14 protein-coding genes are annotated in these 14,886 nt (G+C 60.6%); 2 read left to right on the forward strand and 12 right to left on the reverse strand.

Going from position 1 to position 14,886, the window contains the following annotated elements; genetic code table 11:
- Positions 1 to 52: 52 nt before the first annotated feature.
- The 8 genes from pgsA to AB5Y99_RS01000 all read right to left on the reverse strand — a co-directional run bounded on the left by pgsA (position 53) and on the right by AB5Y99_RS01000 (position 9,773).
- Positions 53 to 607, reverse strand: a complete 555-nt coding sequence (gene pgsA, locus AB5Y99_RS00965) for a CDP-diacylglycerol--glycerol-3-phosphate 3-phosphatidyltransferase (RefSeq protein WP_139494025.1) — start codon at positions 605 to 607, stop codon at positions 53 to 55.
- Between the two features lie 199 nt (positions 608 to 806).
- A complete protein-coding gene (gene uvrC, locus AB5Y99_RS00970; RefSeq protein WP_139494024.1) occupies positions 807 to 2,660 on the reverse strand; it encodes an excinuclease ABC subunit UvrC in 1,854 nt (617 codons plus the stop codon).
- Positions 2,661 to 2,787: 127 nt separating this feature from the next.
- Positions 2,788 to 3,432: a UvrY/SirA/GacA family response regulator transcription factor gene (uvrY, locus tag AB5Y99_RS00975; RefSeq protein ID WP_005337448.1), complete on the reverse strand. Its 645-nt coding sequence runs from the start codon at positions 3,430 to 3,432 to the stop codon at positions 2,788 to 2,790.
- A 212-nt stretch (positions 3,433 to 3,644) separates the two neighbouring features.
- The gene (gene kdsB, locus AB5Y99_RS00980; RefSeq protein ID WP_127005846.1) at positions 3,645 to 4,394 is read right to left on the reverse strand and encodes a 3-deoxy-manno-octulosonate cytidylyltransferase; all 750 of its coding nucleotides are present in this window, start codon (positions 4,392 to 4,394) and stop codon (positions 3,645 to 3,647) included.
- Complete coding sequence (locus tag AB5Y99_RS00985) at positions 4,391 to 4,579, reverse strand: Trm112 family protein (RefSeq protein ID WP_005347033.1); 189 nt, start codon at positions 4,577 to 4,579, stop codon at positions 4,391 to 4,393. The genes kdsB and AB5Y99_RS00985 overlap by 4 nt, the downstream gene beginning before the upstream one ends.
- A 123-nt stretch (positions 4,580 to 4,702) precedes the next feature.
- On the reverse strand, positions 4,703 to 5,704 hold the full coding sequence (lpxK, locus tag AB5Y99_RS00990; RefSeq protein ID WP_323886077.1) for a tetraacyldisaccharide 4'-kinase: 1,002 nt from the start codon (positions 5,702 to 5,704) through the stop codon (positions 4,703 to 4,705).
- Positions 5,704 to 7,467 (reverse strand): lipid A ABC transporter ATP-binding protein/permease MsbA, encoded by a 1,764-nt coding sequence (gene msbA, locus AB5Y99_RS00995; RefSeq protein WP_005359702.1) that lies wholly within the window; start codon positions 7,465 to 7,467, stop codon positions 5,704 to 5,706. The genes lpxK and msbA overlap by 1 nt, the downstream gene beginning before the upstream one ends.
- A 104-nt stretch (positions 7,468 to 7,571) precedes the next feature.
- Entirely contained in the window at positions 7,572 to 9,773 is a 2,202-nt protein-coding gene (locus tag AB5Y99_RS01000) for a DNA internalization-related competence protein ComEC/Rec2 (protein ID WP_368208441.1), read from the reverse strand.
- 27 nt (positions 9,774 to 9,800) lie between these two features.
- Between AB5Y99_RS01000 and AB5Y99_RS01005 the strand changes: the two genes are divergently transcribed.
- On the forward strand, positions 9,801 to 10,319 hold the full coding sequence (locus tag AB5Y99_RS01005) for a DUF2062 domain-containing protein (RefSeq protein ID WP_005350890.1): 519 nt from the start codon (positions 9,801 to 9,803) through the stop codon (positions 10,317 to 10,319).
- A complete protein-coding gene (locus tag AB5Y99_RS01010; protein ID WP_323886166.1) occupies positions 10,313 to 10,816 on the forward strand; it encodes a DUF2062 domain-containing protein in 504 nt (167 codons plus the stop codon). Before AB5Y99_RS01005 ends, AB5Y99_RS01010 begins: the two co-directional genes overlap by 7 nt.
- A gap of 106 nt (positions 10,817 to 10,922) precedes the next feature.
- On the opposite strand, the gene AB5Y99_RS01015 is transcribed toward AB5Y99_RS01010, so the two are convergent.
- From AB5Y99_RS01015 to AB5Y99_RS01030, 4 genes are all read right to left on the reverse strand, one after another.
- On the reverse strand, positions 10,923 to 12,113 hold the full coding sequence (locus AB5Y99_RS01015; RefSeq protein WP_323886072.1) for an amino acid aminotransferase: 1,191 nt from the start codon (positions 12,111 to 12,113) through the stop codon (positions 10,923 to 10,925).
- A 145-nt stretch (positions 12,114 to 12,258) separates the two neighbouring features.
- Positions 12,259 to 13,200, reverse strand: coding sequence for a hypothetical protein (locus AB5Y99_RS01020; RefSeq protein WP_005347040.1), 942 nt, complete (start codon positions 13,198 to 13,200; stop codon positions 12,259 to 12,261).
- A gap of 172 nt (positions 13,201 to 13,372) precedes the next feature.
- The gene (gene hdfR / locus AB5Y99_RS01025; RefSeq protein ID WP_236302520.1) at positions 13,373 to 14,245 is read right to left on the reverse strand and encodes an HTH-type transcriptional regulator HdfR; all 873 of its coding nucleotides are present in this window, start codon (positions 14,243 to 14,245) and stop codon (positions 13,373 to 13,375) included.
- Positions 14,245 to 14,616: a DUF413 domain-containing protein gene (locus tag AB5Y99_RS01030; protein WP_368208443.1), complete on the reverse strand. Its 372-nt coding sequence runs from the start codon at positions 14,614 to 14,616 to the stop codon at positions 14,245 to 14,247. The genes hdfR and AB5Y99_RS01030 overlap by 1 nt, the downstream gene beginning before the upstream one ends.
- Positions 14,617 to 14,886: the final 270 nt, after the last annotated feature.

A 14,886-nucleotide genomic window follows, 5' to 3' on the forward strand; every position in this document is an offset into this window, starting at 1 on the left:
GCTCATTTCCTGTCTCAAATCAGCGGAAACCTCACCTTGCGGCGCAAGTGACTCACTGGTTGGCGTGGTGGGTCAAATCGCCCCAGGCTGCCTTCATGTACTGGAACATCGACCAGAAGGTGAGCACGGTGGCGACATAGAGCATCACGTAGGCGAGCCATACCATCCAGACGTTGTACTGCCAGATAAGACCGGTGAGTGACACCATCTGGATCATGGTCTTCCACTTGCCAATCCAGCTGACCGCCACCGAGGAGCGTTTGCCGAGCTCGGCCATCCATTCACGCAGGGCGGAGATGATGATCTCGCGGCCAATCATGGTCATGGCGGGGATGGTGACCCAGATGGTGTTGTAGTGTTCGACGATGACCACCAGTGCGGCGGCAACCATGATCTTGTCGGCAACGGGGTCAAGGAAGGCGCCAAAGGCGGTGGACTGATTGAGCTTGCGAGCCAGATAGCCATCAAACCAGTCGGTGGCAGCGGCCAGAATAAAGACGATGGCGGCAGCCAGATAGGACCATTGATAAGGCAGATAGAACAGGATGACGAAGACGGGAATGAGCAAAATCCGGAAAAACGTCAACAGGTTAGGTATGTTTGTCATTATTTTCAGCCACTTCTTGTACGTCGCTACATAGTGCGCCAAAGCCGAATTGCGATGCAACCGCACTGGCGCCCGTCTTGGTCTTTTTAATCCATCAATCTTCTCAAAATGCGAGGGTCATTATGGCATTTACGGCCCCCCCGCGTCACGGCTCTTGTGCATCAAGGAGTTAGCGATTTTGCCATGCCGCAAACCCTGCTCAGGCGCTGTGCAAGCCATCGTGGATGGTCTGGGCCAGCTCCTGACTGATGCCGGGTACCTTGGCCAGTTCATCCACGCTCGCCTTTTTGACCTCCTGCAGGCCGCCCAGATATTTGAGCAGCGCCTGCCGCCGCTTTGGTCCCACCCCCGGAATATCCTCCAGACTGCTGCTGGTGCGGGCTTTGGCCCGTCTGGCCCGATGGCCGGTAATGGCAAAACGGTGTGATTCATCGCGAATATGCTGAATAAGGTGCAAAGCGGGCATATCTGCCGGCAAATGCAGCTCTTCGTGGCTCTCTCCCATGATGAGAGTTTCCAACCCCGCCTTACGGGTGACCCCCTTGGCAATCCCCACCAGCAGCGGATATTTGCCGCCGAGGAACTCCAACTGACGGGCCAGGATCTCTTCGGCGCGGCGCAACTGGCCGAGGCCACCGTCAATAAACAGCACGTCCGGCACCTTGTCCGGCTCCTGCTGCTTGCCAAAGCGGCGCTCCAGCGCCTGCTCCATCGCCGCGTAGTCATCACCGCCGGTGATGCCGTCGATGTTGAAACGACGATATTCCGATGAGAGCGGCCCCTCCCGGTTGAACACCACGCAAGAGGCCACGGTGCGCTCCCCCATGGTGTGGGAGATATCGAAACACTCCATGCGAGCGATGGGGCGCTCAAGCTCCAGCAGCTCTTCCAGCTGATCGTAGCGAGCGGTGATGGTGCTCTTGTGAGCAAGCCGCGAGCGCAGCGCCGTCTCGGCATTGATGGAGGCAAGCTTGATGAAACGGGCCCGCTCGGCGCGAGTTCGGCTCACCACCCGCACCTTGTAACCGGCGGTCTGGCTCAGGGTCTCGGCGATGACGCTCTCGTCCTCCAACGCCACATCAAGCAGCACCTCGCTCGGGATCTGCCGTCCCCCCTGCCCCGACAGATAGAACTGCAGCAGGAAGGATTGCACCACCTCGTCAAGCGGGGTGTCAGCCGGCACTTTCGGGAAGTAGCTGCGCGAGCCCAGCACCTTGCCCTGACGGATAAAGAGCACGTGGATGCAGGCCGCACCTTGCTGGAAGGCGACCCCCACCACATCCAGCTCGTCCAGCACGTTGCCGCTCACCGACTGCTGTTCGGTAACCCGGCGCAGCGCCAGGATCTGATCCCGATAGCGGGCTGCCTCTTCAAAGCGCAGATCGCCGCTGGCGGACTCCATCTTGCCCACCAGCTCGCCAATCACCTGCTGGTTCTTGCCCGCCAGAAACAGCTTGGCCAGCTCCACCTGCTGGGCATATTCGGCCTCGCTCACCAACCCGGGTACGCAAGGGCCAGCGCAACGCTTGAGCTGATAGAGCAGACAGGGACGGGTGCGGTTGGCATAGACCGCATCCTCGCACTGGCGCACCGGAAAAATCTTCTGCATCAGGTGCAAGCTCTCACGCACCGCTCCGCCAGAGGGGTATGGGCCGAAGTACTCTCCTTTGATCTTGCGGGCACCGCGATGCACGCCTATGCGTGGATGCTGGTGCGCGGTGATGATGATCCAGGGGTAGGATTTGTCGTCCCGCAGCAGCACGTTGTAACGAGGCTGGTACTGCTTGATCAGGTTGTGCTCGAGGATCAGCGCCTCGGTCTCGGTGTGGGTGACGGTGACCTGGATATCGGCGATCTGGCGCACCAGGGTGCGAGTCTTGATGCTGTCGACGTTGGTGCGAAAGTAGGAGGCGAGCCGCTTTTTCAGATCCTTGGCCTTGCCCACGTAGATCACGGTGCCACCGCTGTCATACATGCGGTAGACGCCACTTTGATGGGTGACGGCGCTCAGAAACGCCTTGCTGTCGAAGAGAGGTTCGGGAGAGAGGGTCATCAGCTACTCGGCTCACACAAAGGCAAAAATTGACGGGCAGAGCATACTGCCCTCGCCGCCTGAAAAGCAAAGGGGCAAAAAAGCAAAAAGGCGGCACTCGCCGCCTTTGTGACCACACGCCACCCGATTAGAGGGTATCGGCATCCAGCATGCCATAGCGAATGGCCAGATGGGTCAGTTCCACGTCACCGTTGATCCCCAGCTTGCTGAACAGACGATAGCGGTAGCTGTTGACCGTCTTCGGGCTCAGGTTGAGCTGCTCGGAGATATCGGTCACCTTCTGCCCCTTGGTGATCATCATCATGATCTGCAGCTCGCGCTCGGAGAGGGACTTGAAGGGATTCTCGTCAGCGGAGGCAAATTGGCTGAGGGCCATCTGCTGGGCAATCTCCGGGGAGATGTAGCGCTGACCGGAGTGCACCAACCGGATCGCCTGGATCATCTCGTCAGGGGCTGCCCCCTTGGTCAGGTAACCGGCGGCGCCCGCCTGCATCACCTTGGTGGGGAACGGATTTTCTGAATGAATGGTCAGCACTATGATGCGCACATCGGGGCGGATCCGCAGAATTTTGCGGGTCGCTTCCAGACCACCAATACCCGGCATGTTCATGTCCATCAGGATCACGTCCGGATGGTGTTGGCGACAGAACGTAACTGCTGTCTCGCCGCTCTGTGCCTCACCCACCACCTTGATCCCGCGCACATCTTCAAGAATGCGTCTTATCCCTGTACGCACCAGCTCATGATCATCGACCAGGAATACATTTATCACCCAAACACCCCGTTTTATCTCGTTTTAGCCGCCCGGTTAGGGTTAACAGGGCGTCTTGCATCATAACCAAACTCGTCGCTTTGGCAAACCATGCACGCCAAAAGTTTGAGAAAACCCATGTTTAACGTTTAAAATCAAATAATTATATAAATTTTCAAAACAAAAAACGGTGCCTTGCGACACCGTTTTTCATGACGTTAGTGCTGTGGCCATCACTTGGCCAAAAAGGCCCGCACCTTCTCCAGATCGGCCTGGGTATCCACCCCGACCGGCGGCGCTTCAAGGGCCTGGGCGACGTGGATTTTCTCCCCGTACCAGAGCACCCGCAGCTGCTCCAGCGCCTCGACCTGCTCCAGCACGCTCGGTGCCCAGTCTACGTAACGCTGGATAAAGCCGGCACGATAGGCATAGATGCCGATATGGCGCTGGTAGTGGTCGCCAATCTGCTCGTGGCTCTTGGCAAAGCGATCCCGATCCCAGGGGATGGTGGCACGACTGAAGTAGAGGGCGTAGCCATCCTTGTCAGTCACCACCTTGACCGCATTGGGATTGAACGCCTCTTCGGCATCCCTTATCGGCACCGACAAGGTCGCCATCGGCGCCGTGGCGGCGGCCAGATTGTCCGCCACCTGACGAATGATGGCGGGCGGAATGAGCGGCTCATCCCCCTGCACGTTGACGATGATGGTATCGGCGGCAAAGCCGTAGTGACGGCACACCTCGGCCAGACGCTCGGTGCCGGACTGGTGATCCGGTGAGGTCATGCACACCTCGACGCCGGTGCTCAGCAGTGCCTGCTGTACCCGCTCGTCATCGGTGGCAACGATCACCCGATCGGCCCCCGATTGCAGGGCTTTTTCCACCACGTGTTGCACCATGGGTTTGCCATGAATATCCGCCAGCGGCTTGCCCGGCAGACGGGTTGACGCATAGCGGGCCGGAATGACGACGACGAAACTCATGACGGCAACTCATCGCTATTGAGCGGACGGGCACGGTTCTCCAGTAGTACCGGGATCCCCTCCTCCAGCGGATAGGCCAGCTTGTCAAAGCGGCAGACCAGCTCATGCACGGCCTTGTTGTAGTGCAGCTTACCCTTGCAGACCGGGCAGGCGATGATGTCGAGCAACTTGATGTCCAAAGCCAAAACGATACTCCTTCAACGATGTCGCGCTGGCGGCTTCATCACGCCAGCGATGGATGTCGAGCAACCAGATATTCCATACGGGACCGCTATTGGTCCACTTCTCCCCCATTCAGGCGAGAGAGATTAATCTTGTGCCTTGGTTACGCCTTGCGCCTTTCCACTCGTGTTCAGCTTGTGCAACAAGGTATTGAGCAAGGAGGCGGGCAACTCGGCGCTGACCGGCAGATACCACCAGTTATCGAGGGCAAACGCGCGGCACTTGACCGCATCCTTCTCGGTCATCAGCAGCGGCTTGCTGGCAAAGCGCCCCACCAGCTCATCCCGATCGAAGGGGTGATGATCGCCGTAGGCGGCCTGCTGATCCAGCTGATAGCCGAGCCCTTCCAGGGTGGCAAAGAAGCGGGGTGGATGACCGATCCCCGCCAGCGCATCAACCGGCCCCGACAAGGGGGCGGCAAGCGGTGCATCGTCGCGCACCCGGCGCGGGGTGTCGGCGACCAGTTGCATGGGGTACTCCCCCTTGCCCGGCTCGCCGCCGTTGCAGATGATGGCGTCCACCCGTTTGAGACGAGTGATCGGCTCGCGCAGCGGCCCCATCGGCAGCAAGCAGGCGTTGCCGAAACGGCGCGCTCCGTCCACCACCACCAGCTCGATGTCGCGGGCCAGCGCATAGTGCTGCAGACCGTCGTCGGTGATGATGATATCCACCTCACCGCTCTTCTCCAGCAGTCGTACCGCGTCGGCCCGTTTCGGGGCAACCACCACCGGACAGCCGCAGCGCCGGGCAATCAGCACCGGCTCATCTCCGGCCTGCGCAGTGGTGCTGGTCTTATCCAGCCGATAGGGGTAATGGGGCGCCTTGCCACCATAACCACGGCTCACCACCCCGGGACGATAGCCACGGGCTTTCAACTGCTCCACCAGCCAGACCACCACCGGCGTCTTGCCGTTGCCCCCCACCGAAATATTGCCCACCACGATCACCGGCAAGGAGGCGCGATACCCCCTGCGCCAGCCGTGACGATAGGCGTAGCGGCGGGCGCCGCTGATGATGGCAAACAGCAGGGCAAAGGGGGCCAGCAACCAGCGCCAGCCACTTTTGCGATACCAGAGCCGTTCCAGCATCAGGCCTTGCTTCCCGCGTTGCCAAACTGAATGGCGCGCAGCTGGGCATAGGTGCCACGCTGCTCCATCAATGCTTCGTGGTTACCGCGCTCGACGATATGACCTTCGTCGATCACCAGGATCTCGTCCGCCTTCTCGATGGTGGAGAGACGGTGGGCGATCACCAGCGAGGTACGCGCCTTGCAAAGCTCGTCGATGGCCGCCTGAATGTGGCGCTCGGACTCGGTATCGAGGGCCGAGGTGGCCTCATCCAGCAGCAGAACCGGCGCATCGCGCAGCAGAGCCCGCGCAATGGCAACACGCTGGCGCTGACCACCGGAGAGGGATGCACCGTTTTCGCCAACCACAGTGTCATACCCGTTGCTCATCTTGCTGACGAACTCGTCGGCGTGAGCGATACGGGCGGCCTGCACGATCTGGTCGCGGCTGTATTTGTCTTCTGCCGCGTAGGCGATGTTGTTGGCCACCGAGTCATTGAACAGGTGAACATGCTGGGAGACCAGCGCGTACTGCTTGCGCAGCTCGCTCAACTTGTATTCGCGGATGTTGATGCCGTCCAGTAGGATCTCCCCCTGATCGATGTCGTAGAAGCGGGTCAGCAGGCTGGCAATGGTACTCTTGCCAGAGCCGGAACGGCCCACCAGCGCCACCGATTTACCCGCCTCCACCTTGAAGCTGACGTTGTGCAGCGCCGGGGTGTCCTTGGTCGGGTAGGTGAAGGTGACGTTGCGAAACTCGATCTCGCCACGGGCGCGCTCCAGAGTGCGGGTGCCGGTATCCTGCTCCGGCTCGGTGTCGAGCAGACCAAACAGGCTGTGGCAGGCAGTGATGGCCCGCTGGAACTGGTTATTGACGTCGGTCAGGCTTTTCAGCGGCTTGAGCAGCATCATCATGGAGGTGATCATGACGGTAAACGTACCGGCAGTAAGGGTTGATTTGACGCTGTCAATGGTCGCGACATAGAGGAAGGCCGCCAGCGCGATGGAGGCCACCATCTGCACCACAGGGCTGCCGATGGCATCAGCCGCGACCATCTTCATGGTTTGCTGGCGCATGTTGTTGCTGACCTGGAAGAAGCGTTTCTCTTCCACCTTCTGGCCACCAAACATCAGCACCTCTTTGTGCCCTTTGAGCATCTGCTCGGTGGAGGTGGTGATATCCCCCACCGCCTGCTGGATATGACGGCTGATCTGGCGGAAACGACGGCTGATAAGGCCGATGATGACCCCCACCAGCGGGCCAACCACCAAAAAGATCACCGACAGCTGCCAGGAGTGCCAGAACATCAGGCCGAGCAGGCCGACCACGGTCGCCCCTTCCCGCACCAGGGTCACCAGCGTGGTGCTCGCCGCCGAGGAGACCTGACTGGCGTCATAGGTCACCTTGGAGAGCAGATGACCGGTGTTCTGACGGTCGAAGAAGCTCATCGGCATTGCCACCATGTGATTGAACACCTGCTGTTGCAGACGCATCACAACGTGGTTGCCGACCCAGGCCATGCAGTAGTTGGAGAGAAAGTTGGCGACACCGCGCAGGGCCACGATGCCGAGGACGAAGAAGGGCATCCATTTCAGAACGGTGCTGTCGTTGCCATTGATGCCCTGATCGATCAGCGGCTTGATGGAGTAGACAAAGGTGGTATCCACGGCGGCGTAGCCCAGCATCCCGATGATGCCACCGACCAGGCCCAGCTTGCGATCACGGACATAACCGAGCAGGCGTTTGAATACTGGCCAGCTCTCTTGTGAGGTTTCTTGTTGCATGAATAGCCGTTAGTAATGGAAATGACGGGCTATTCTAGCCAAAGCGCAGGCTTACACCAAGCGCCGCCACCCATATCGCATTCCTACACGGCAGAAATGGCGGATTATTGTTCAAACCACACTCGCGGTCTCCACCAGTCGCCACTATGTCGGTACCAGGGCCCCAGATCTCGCTCGGCGGTGACGCTCAAGCCCGCTGCTGTGGGTTCGACCAGCATCGCCCCTTGCTGGCCGGTGATCCACTGGCGGGCATCCCGATAGCGGGCCACCACATCGGGACGGGGAAAGCCCCACTGATTCATAAAACCGGCGCTGTGGATCACATCCTTTGCCGCCACCGCCGCGACAAACGAGGGCGTGGAGGAGGTGCGACTGCCATGATGGGGGCTCACCAGCAAGGTGCTGGCCAACCCCTCCCCCTCCAGTGCCACCAGTCTCAGCTCTGCCTGCCGTTCGATATCGGCACTGAGCAGCACGCTGCGCTGCCCATCGCTGATACGCACCACGCAGCCATCGTTATTGCGCCCGCCACCGGGGCGCTCGGGCCAGAGCACTGCAAACGAGAGCCCCTGCCAGCGCCACTGTTGCCCACGCTGGCAGAGCGTCGTTCCCTCACTGAAGGGGTAAGAGGAGAACTCGTGGCGCACCGCCATGGCGCTGAGCAGTCGCTTGCGATTGCCGGCATGGTCCCGATCCTTGTGGCTGATGATGAGGCGATCGATGACCCGGATCCCCAAATGGCTCAGCTGGGGCAGGATCACAGCATCCGCCATGTTGTAGCCTCCGGGATAACGATCGCCGGTGTCATAGAGGATGGCACGCTCCCCCTTGCTGATCAGCACCGCCAGCCCCTGCCCCACATCCAGCACCCGCAGTTGCCAGCGGGCGGGAGCAGGCCAGCACGCCAACACCAGCGCAAGGGCGCCCGGTAACCAGAGCCAGCGTGCCGGTCGCCACTGCGCGGCGAACCAGAGCAGCAACAGCAGGGTGCAAAGCGGCAGCCACCAGCCGGGCAGTGGCCACCACAGTTGCAGTTGATCGGCGAGCCAATTCAGGATCGTCAACACCCACCCGAGCCCCAGATCCGCCAGCCAGAACAGGACATAGGCAAGCGAGGTGGAAAGCGGCGCCAGCAGCACACCGATCAGGGCCAGCGGGATGATGGCGATACAAAAGAGCGGCACCGCCAACAGGTTGATCACCATGGCAAGGGGCGCTATCCCCTCGAACAACGCCAGTTGCAGCGGCAGCAGACCGAGCAGCAGCCAGAGCTGGATCTGCCAGAGCCCCGGCTTGTCGTGGACATATCCCACCAGCAGCAAGATGGCCACCGCCAGAAACGAGAGCCAGAAGCCGGCCGAATAGAGGGCGAAGGGATCCCAGAGGGTCAATACCACAAAGGCCCACAGCCAGATGCGCCAGGCCGGCCACTCTCGCCGGCTCCAGCGCAATACACTCCACACCAGCACCATGATCAGGGCCCGTTCGGTGGCCACCGCAAATCCGGCCAACGCACTGTAGACGGCGGCAAACAGCAGGGAGGTGATGATGGCGCCGCGCAGACCAAACAGCCTGCCCAGCCACCACCCAAGCACCGCCACCAGCGCGATGTGTTGCCCTGAGATGGCGATGATATGGGTCAGGCCGCTGCCGCGAAACAGCTCCCACTGGGCATCCGTGATGCCGCTCTGCTCGCCAAAAGTGAGCGCCGCCAGCAAGGGGGCATAGTCAAGCGGACGCCAACTCTCGGTCGCTGCCCCCAACCAGCGTTCGCGCCAACCCGCAGGTGCCTGTTGAATATCTATCACCCGACGCAAATTGCCGGTGGCGGTGATCCCCTTGCCCAGCAGCAGACGCCGCCCATCCAGCCCCGCCTCGTTGGCCAGACCGTGAGCCGGTTTCAACGAGGTCACCAGGGTGATCCGGCTGCCTACTGTCATGGCGGGCAATGCCTGATAGGCATTGACCCGGATCAGGGGCTCAGGTGTCACCGGTTGCTCGTCGAGGGTGCTCACCCGCAGCAGCAGCCGGACAAATTTATCCCCCTCGGGCTCTGCACTTTGCAGCTCTGCGGTTATCATGTGGCTCGTCTGATCGCCCAACCGCTCCAGCCAGGCCAGCCGATAGGCAAGATTGGCCTGCATCCAGAGGATGCCGAGCAGGAGAAATAGCCACCGCCAGGCACGGCAATATGCAAGGGGGATCAGCAGGGACAGCAACAGGCCCCCCCATGCGAGTGAAGGTAACCATGGCCAGAGCAGTGAGGAGCTTGCCCCCAGGGCAAACGACAACAGACGCAGATCCATGGAGCAAGTATTTAGCAAGGTTTCAATATGCCCAAACGACTCATTAAACGCTGGATGCCCGATCAGCAAACCCTGAAAGAACACAAGCACCTGCGGCTGTTCGGCAAACTGCTGCTCGATGCCAACCTCTGGCACCTCAACCGGCGGTCAGCCGCCGGGGCTTTTGCGGTGGGCCTCTTCATGGCCTGGGTGCCGCTCCCCTGCCAGATGCTGCTGGCCGCCGGTGGCGCCATCCTGTGCCGGGTCAATCTGCCGCTCTCGGTGGCGCTGGTCTGGCTCTCCAACCCCTTTACCATGCCGCCCCTGCTCTATGGTGCCTATCTGGTGGGTTGCCAGCTGCTGGGACATTCAGCACAGCAGATAGAGATTGAGTTCACCTGGGAGTGGCTGGTCTCGGTGCTGGGGACTGTGGCACCGCCGCTGTTGCTGGGCTCGCTGATCCTTGCCCTGCTCAGTTCTCTTATCGGTTACACCCTGATCCGCACCTTCTGGCGGATCAGCACGGTGCGCCAGTGGCAAAAACGCAAGATGGCCCGCCCATGCTGAGTCGCTGGTTTGCCCGCTTCAAGCTAGATCCCGACACCCTGCGCCAGCAGAAGTGGTTTGCCCTGTTTGGTGAACGACTACTTGCCCCCGCCCTCTGGCAAGGGGGCACTCGCGCCCTGAGTGGCGCGGTGGCGGCCGGGATCTTCGCCTGCTGGTTCCCCATCCCGATGCACTCGCTCATCGCAGTCGGTCTGGCGCTGGCATTCAGCCTCAACCTGCCACTGGCGCTGCTGGCGGTCTGGTTCAACAATCCGCTGACCCTGCCGTTCATGTACCTCTACGCCTATCGCATCGGTTGTCTGGTACTGCACCTGACGCCGGAGCCTTTCCACCTCAGCTGGACGCTCCACTGGCTGGAGCAGGAGGCTGCGACCCTGGTGCCTCCCTTCCTGCTCGGCAGCCTGCTGCTGGCGGTACTCACTGCCCTGAGCGGCGGTGCCCTGACCGCGCTGCTGTTGCAACTGCGCAAGCTGTGGCAAGGTGCCCGCCACCACTGAGCCGCCCTTACCCTTGTTTGGCGATCAGCCGTTGGCGATCAAAAAAGCCCGTCACCAAGGTGACGGGCTTTTTCATGGCATAGAACCAGAGCGCAAGGTGATGCGATTACAGCACCTTGGCGATCGCCTCGCACAGAGGATCGATATTGGCGCGGGTAATACCGGCTACGCTGATCCGGCCGGAGCCGACGATGTAGATGGCAAATTCGCTCTTGAGGCGCTCCACCTGATCCTTGGTGAGACCGGAGAAGGAAAACATGCCGTTCTGCTCGCGGATAAAGCTGAAATCCTGGCTCACGCCGAGGGCAGCCAGCTTCTCTACCAGCAATTCGCGCATCTCGCGAATGCGCCCCCGCATGGCAGCCACTTCTTCGACCCACTCGGCATAGAGAGCTGGATCGCTCACCACGGCGGTGACCACAGCGGCGCCGTGTGACGGCGGGTTGGAGTAGTTGGCACGAATGACGGTCTTGACCTGGGTGAAGGCCACGTCGGCGATCTCTTTGGTCGCGCTCACCAGCGTGAAGGCGCCGACACGCTCGTTGTAGAGGCCGAAGTTCTTGGAGAAAGAGCTCGCCACCAGCAGCTCGTCATGGCACTCGGCGAAGATACGCAGGCCTTCGGCATCCTCTTCGATACCACGGGCAAAACCCTGATAGGCGAAGTCAAACAGCGGCAACCAGCCGGCAGCAGCACTCTGCTTGGCCAGCGCGCGCCACTGATCGCTAGTGGGGTCGATACCGGTCGGGTTGTGGCAGCAACCGTGCAGCAGCACCAGCTCACCCGGCTGCACTTCGGCCAGCGAAGCCTGCATGGCGGCAAAGTCGAGTCCCTTGGTGGCGGCGTCGTAGTACTTGTACCACTTGACGGTCAGACCGGCGGCCTGGAACACGCTGACGTGGTTGGCCCAGGTGGGATCGGAGATCCAGATGGTCTTGGCCAGACCGTTGCGCACCACGAATTCGGCCGCGATACGCAGGGCACCGGTACCGCCCGGCGCTTGCGCGGTCTTGGCGCGGCCACTGGCAACCAGCGCAGAGTGCTGCCCGAACAGCAGTTGCTGCACGATGCGGCCATATTCGATATTGCCTTCAATACCGAGGTAGTTCTTGGTCTTCTCGTCGGTCAGCAGCTTCTGCTCGGCTTTCTTGACACAGTGAAGAATGGGGGTGGCACCGGACTCGTCCTTGTAGATCCCTACGCCCAGATTGATCTTGTGGCTGCGAGAGTCAGCGCGGAAGGCTTCGGTCAGGCCCAGGATCGGATCCGCTGGGGCGGCAACAACCTTTTCAAACATGGTATTCCCTGTATTCCGTTGAGTTCGTTGGGTGGCAAAGCGGCTTGATAAACAAAAGCGCTCATCTGGCGAGCGCTTCGTCAACTCTTTATATCACCGCGTTCAATGGGGGAAAACCGCTTTTTGGCTCGCTTTCAGGCCAATTTCAACCAACGGCATGCCACGCTGGTGCCAGCGCGCATACCTCGGCCGACAAGCCACCATTGGACTCAACCAAACCGCTACAAACTGCTAACAATGACTTGGGGATCCGGCTCGGCTCCCAGGGCCGAGCCTCAGTCAAAGGCTGGGCATACGCGCTGAGGATGGGGGCCAGATCACGGGGCAACCACCAGCTGGCCGGACGACCCAGCCGCTGGGCCAGCGCCTGCAGCCGATCCACCCCGGCAGGGTCGAGAGCGGTGAGATGACTCCACAACACATTGGGGGGCAAGGCGGCCACCACCTGCTGCAAGGCTAGAGGAGCCGATGGAGGGGCCCACACCAGCAAGGTGCCGGGTTCAAGAGGTAGCTCGGCAAAGGCGCCGACGCTGTCGGTGGTGATCACCCGCTCGATGCTCCCCTCCCCCCACAGGATCTTGCCAAGACCCGCCAGGGTGCGCTCGGGCAGCGCCACCTCCCCCAGCGCCTGCAACCAGGGGGCTGCGTCGATCAGGGTACCGCCGCTGAAAAAGAGGCTGAACGGCTGGGCTGCGCGCAAGCGCAACAGCTGATCGGCACAGAGCCGGATCCCCTTGTCCTCGAAATCGATCTGCTCGTTGGGGGTGAAGTTCACCTCGCTCTTGCGATAGAGCGCCGCCAGCACCCGTTCGTTGACCTGCTCCCCCAATTGCCAGCCCTGAGCATGCAACCACTCCTCGGGCTCGGGGGGGGCGGTGGCGATCTCGGCCAGCATCAGCTCGCGGGTGAGATAGCGCCGTCCGGCCGGGGTGAGCTCATAGCTGTGGCTGCCATGGGCGAGCAACAGCTGGTTATCCTTGAGCAGGCCCACCAGCGGTTGCCACTGGCGGCCACGGATCACCACAGGTGAGTGGCTCAGCAACTGCTGCGCCAGTGCCCGCCATTCGGGGTGACTAAAGTCGATCAATTACAATCCATCCCTGTCAGTGCTCAATCGGATAAACAGCCTGAAAAGGTACCGTTACAGGCCGATGACGCCAAGCCTCCCGCGCCAATTACGTGACCTCGCTCCCTGCAATTTTCCCCCAAACAGAAGAGCCCACCGTGGGGTGGGCTCTTCCTTGAATAACACTCGACACTTATTCGACGTTAAGGCGCAGTTCGGCATCGTGCCAACCCAGTGGCAGGGTCAACAGCTGATCGATCAGCTCCCGGCGATCGGATTTCTCCAGATAGGCGAGATAGAGCGGGCGGCTCAGCGGCTGGCCCCCCTCCACCAGATGGAGCTCCCCCTTCTCGAGGAAGGGGCTGACCATCCGCCGTGGCAGGTAGGCAGCACCACCGTTGGCCAGCACGAACTGCAACGCCATGCTGGCGGAGCTGGAGTGCAGCACCGGGGTCTTTTGCAGGCTCTGCAACCGGCTGGGTTGCGGCTCGAAGCTGGTGCCCCAGTCGAGGTGGATGTGCGGCATCTGCATCAGGTTGTCGGCATTGGCGGCCGGATCCCGGCTCACCAGCTCGAACACCAGCTCACCGATGGGATGCAGGGCAATCTCGTCGATCTTGGTGGGCTCGGAGAGCAGGGCCAGATCGAGGGAGCGCTCCAGCAACTGGCGGCAGAGGTGCTCGCGGGAGGCTGTTTCCAGCCGCACCGCCAAACCGGGCGCCAATGCATAGATGTGATTGAGCCAGTCGTTGAAATCGAGCTCCCAGAACACCGCGGGCGCGCCGATAGCCAACTGCTGGCTGAATCCTGGCGAGAGTGCCACATCCTGCTTGGCACGACCAAGGGTATGCAAGATGGCGTCTGCATAGGGCAGCAGACGCTCACCGGAGGCGGTCAAGCGGATGTTGTTGCGATGACGGGCAAACAGACTGACACCCAGTTGCTGCTCTAGCTGGCGGATCCGGAAACTCACCGCCGACTGGGTCAGGTAGAGATTTTCAGCAGCCCGGCCAAAGTGCCGAGTCTTGCTCACCTCGATAAAGGTCCGAAGCAGCTCGGTATCCATTAATCGATGGACTCGTCACTGCCACCGCCGCTGCCACCACCGACATCAAAGCTGCCGCCACCGCTGCTCTCTTCGCTGGCGCCGCCAACGACGGTGCAGAGGCGATGAACGCGCTTGGGACCGATCACCTTAAGGTACTTGAACCACACCTTGGCATGGGGGTTGGCACCGGCTGCGCCGGATTTGACCTGCTCGACGAAGGCGGACTCGACATCGTCACGGGGTGCAAGGTTGCCCTGGTAGAGTGCCAGCATGGCGGTACCATTCTTTTCCAGACTGTCCGCTTCGGCCACAGTGAATTCGCCACTGCGACGCAGGCCACGGGGAAAATGTTTGAAGTCGTTGAAACGCTTGTCTGATTCGAAGCTCATAGTGCTCTTTTTTCTGGTTAGTTTGACCTTTGCGGGCAAGTATCATCAGGCCATCGCCGAGTGCAAAATCAATTTTCTCACTATGTTAATAAATATCTTTTATCGAAGTCACTTTGCCCCATCGCTGACGCCGATTTTGTGGCATAACACACAAAAAGCGTTGATAAATAATAAACTTATGTAAACGTGCAGCCAATTTGCACGTCACTTTTTGGACTGTGCAGGCAAAAATAAAGCGCCATACGGCGCTTTATTTATCACATCCGGTGA

This window comes from Aeromonas sp. R4-2 (genome assembly GCF_040908295.1).
Taxonomy (GTDB): Bacteria; Pseudomonadota; Gammaproteobacteria; order Enterobacterales; family Aeromonadaceae; genus Aeromonas; species Aeromonas veronii.

What these genes read in the sequence shown, in the direction of transcription:
- pgsA (WP_139494025.1), bottom strand. Translation starts at nt 607, where the DNA reads ATGACAAACATACCTAACCTGTTGACGTTTTTCCGGATTTTGCTCATT.
- msbA (WP_005359702.1), bottom strand. Translation starts at nt 7,467, where the DNA reads ATGCAACAAGAAACCTCACAAGAGAGCTGGCCAGTATTCAAACGCCTG.
- AB5Y99_RS01015 (WP_323886072.1), bottom strand. Translation starts at nt 12,113, where the DNA reads ATGTTTGAAAAGGTTGTTGCCGCCCCAGCGGATCCGATCCTGGGCCTG.
- uvrC (WP_139494024.1), bottom strand. Translation starts at nt 2,660, where the DNA reads ATGACCCTCTCTCCCGAACCTCTCTTCGACAGCAAGGCGTTTCTGAGC.
- AB5Y99_RS01000 (WP_368208441.1), bottom strand. Translation starts at nt 9,773, where the DNA reads ATGGATCTGCGTCTGTTGTCGTTTGCCCTGGGGGCAAGCTCCTCACTG.
- AB5Y99_RS01010 (WP_323886166.1), top strand. Translation starts at nt 10,313, where the DNA reads ATGCTGAGTCGCTGGTTTGCCCGCTTCAAGCTAGATCCCGACACCCTG.
- AB5Y99_RS01005 (WP_005350890.1), top strand. Translation starts at nt 9,801, where the DNA reads ATGCCCAAACGACTCATTAAACGCTGGATGCCCGATCAGCAAACCCTG.
- lpxK (WP_323886077.1), bottom strand. Translation starts at nt 5,704, where the DNA reads ATGCTGGAACGGCTCTGGTATCGCAAAAGTGGCTGGCGCTGGTTGCTG.
- AB5Y99_RS01030 (WP_368208443.1), bottom strand. Translation starts at nt 14,616, where the DNA reads ATGAGCTTCGAATCAGACAAGCGTTTCAACGACTTCAAACATTTTCCC.
- hdfR (WP_236302520.1), bottom strand. Translation starts at nt 14,245, where the DNA reads ATGGATACCGAGCTGCTTCGGACCTTTATCGAGGTGAGCAAGACTCGG.
- kdsB (WP_127005846.1), bottom strand. Translation starts at nt 4,394, where the DNA reads ATGAGTTTCGTCGTCGTCATTCCGGCCCGCTATGCGTCAACCCGTCTG.